Source organism: Hydrogenophaga sp. (assembly GCF_041633695.1).
Taxonomy (GTDB): domain Bacteria; phylum Pseudomonadota; class Gammaproteobacteria; order Burkholderiales; family Burkholderiaceae_C; genus Hydrogenophaga.
The window spans coordinates 1-2,031 of the sequence record NZ_JBFJMY010000620.1; the positions used below are offsets into that span (position 1 = coordinate 1).

2 protein-coding genes are annotated in these 2,031 nt (G+C 61.6%); one reads left to right on the top strand and one right to left on the bottom strand.

Translation table 11 applies throughout. The annotated features are described in order from the left end of the window. Positions 1-875: methylmalonyl-CoA mutase family protein (locus ABYB95_RS22475; RefSeq protein WP_372662240.1), on the bottom strand; the 875-nt coding region annotated here is incomplete at its 3' end. Positions 876-1,005: 130 nt separating this feature from the next. Between ABYB95_RS22475 and ABYB95_RS22480 the strand changes: the two genes are divergently transcribed. Further along, positions 1,006-1,641: a GntR family transcriptional regulator gene (locus ABYB95_RS22480; protein WP_372662243.1), complete on the top strand. Its 636-nt coding sequence runs from the start codon at positions 1,006-1,008 to the stop codon at positions 1,639-1,641. Positions 1,642-2,031: the final 390 nt, after the last annotated feature.

Here is a 2,031-nt window from a genome sequence, read left to right on the forward strand (position 1 = left end):
AGGTAGAAGTTCATGCCGATAGCCCAGAAGAAACTGAGCCGCCCGGCGAAGTCGTCCACGTCCATGCCCTTGGCCATGGCGGTCTTCACGTATTCCTTGCCATCGGCCAGGGTGAAGGCCAGTTCCAACGCCTGGTTGGCGCCGGCTTCCTGCATGTGGTAGCCGCTGATCGAGATCGAGTTGAACTTGGGCATGTGTGCCGCCGTGTACTCGATGATGTCGCCGATGATGCGCATGCTCGGCTCGGGCGGGTAGATATAGGTGTTGCGCACCATGAACTCTTTCAGAATGTCGTTCTGAATCGTTCCGCTCAACTGGTCCTGCGCCACGCCCTGCTCTTCGGCCGCCACCACGTAACCCGCCAGCACCGGCAGCACCGCGCCGTTCATGGTCATGGACACGCTGACCTTGTCCAGCGGAATCTGGTCGAACAGGATCTTCATGTCCTCCACGCTGTCGATCGCAACGCCGGCTTTGCCCACGTCGCCGGTGACGCGGGGGTGGTCGCTGTCGTAACCCCGGTGGGTGGCCAGATCGAAGGCGACCGACACGCCCTGCCCGCCCGCCGCCAGCGCTTTGCGGTAGAAGGCATTGGATTCTTCGGCGGTGGAGAAGCCGGCGTACTGGCGGATGGTCCAGGGTCGTACCGCGTACATGGTGGCCTGCGGGCCGCGTATGAAGGGCTCAAAACCCGGCAGGGTATTGGCGTGCGGCAGGTTCGCCGTGTCTTCGGCGGTGTAGAGCGGTTTGACGCTGATGCTGTCGGGCGTGATCCAGTTCAAGGCGCTCACGTCGCCACCGGGGGCGGACTTTTGCGCCGCTTTGGCCCAGGCCTCTAGGCTGGCGGATGGGAATTCGGGCTGCTTCTGGGTCATGGCGGGTTGTCGGTTGGCTGCTACAAAGTGTGGCGGGATTTTATATCATTCATAATTATTGATGCAAAATATTGTTGCTGACATACAATCGTCGTCACCCAACACCCGCCCGTCAAGCCCTACCCAGCCCATGTCCGCCCTCTCCCTGGCACCCCGCGCGCTCTACGAAGAAGTTGCTGAATTGCTTCGGCAACGGATTTTTCAGCGCGAACTGGAGCCCGGCAGCTGGATCGACGAGCTCAAGCTGGCCGAGGAATACGGTATCAGCCGCACACCCTTGCGCGAAGCGCTCAAGGTACTGGCGGCCGAAGGCCTGGTGACGATGAAGGTGCGGCGCGGCGCCTACGTCACCGAGGTGTCCGAGAAAGACCTGAGCGATGTCTACCACCTGCTGGCGCTGCTGGAGTCCGATGCCGCTGGCGTGGTCTCGCAAAAGGCCAGCGACGAGGAACTGGCCGAACTCAAAGCCTTGCACGCCGAGCTGGAAGCTTCGGTGAAAAACCGCGATCAATTCTTCAAACTGAACGAGCGCTTTCATATGCGCTTGCTCGAACTGGCCGACAACCGTTGGCGCGAACAGATGGTGGCGGACTTGCGCAAGGTCATGAAACTGAACCGGCACAACTCGCTGCTGAAGACCGGGCGTCTCACCGAATCCCTGGCCGAACACCGCGCCATCGTGCAGGCCTTGATGGCGCGCGACGCGGCGCTGAGCGTGCAGCGCATGCAAGCGCACTTCCGCAGCGGGCTGGAAGCCGCCGCCTGAAAGACCGCTGCCGCTGAGCCGTGTGAACGGCGGGCGCGCACCTCCCCCGATCTGCACCAAGACGGGAATATCCGCTTCTTGCAGCGCCCCATTTTGGGGACAAATCGCCAACCACAGCGAACGCCGCCTGCGCGTCCAGGCGTGCAGCAACGCGGCTCGCGTATTGGCACAGAACGTGCGTAATCCATCAACAAGGATGGGGCTAAAGGCGGCTCCATCTGGCGATGGCGCTCGCACGCCACCCACTGCATTCAACTGGACAACGGCGTCCATTTCCGAACCCCTTTGACGGGTGGTGCGGGAATGGGCGATTTTTTTTGGAGTTGCCGATCGAAAAGTACTGCTTGCTGTGGACAGTCCCACAACCCTGAAAGGCCGGACGGCCAACCC

Excerpts from the sequence above, each read along its gene's own strand:
- ABYB95_RS22480 (WP_372662243.1), top strand. The coding sequence starts at position 1,006 with ATGTCCGCCCTCTCCCTGGCACCCCGCGCGCTCTACGAAGAAGTTGCT.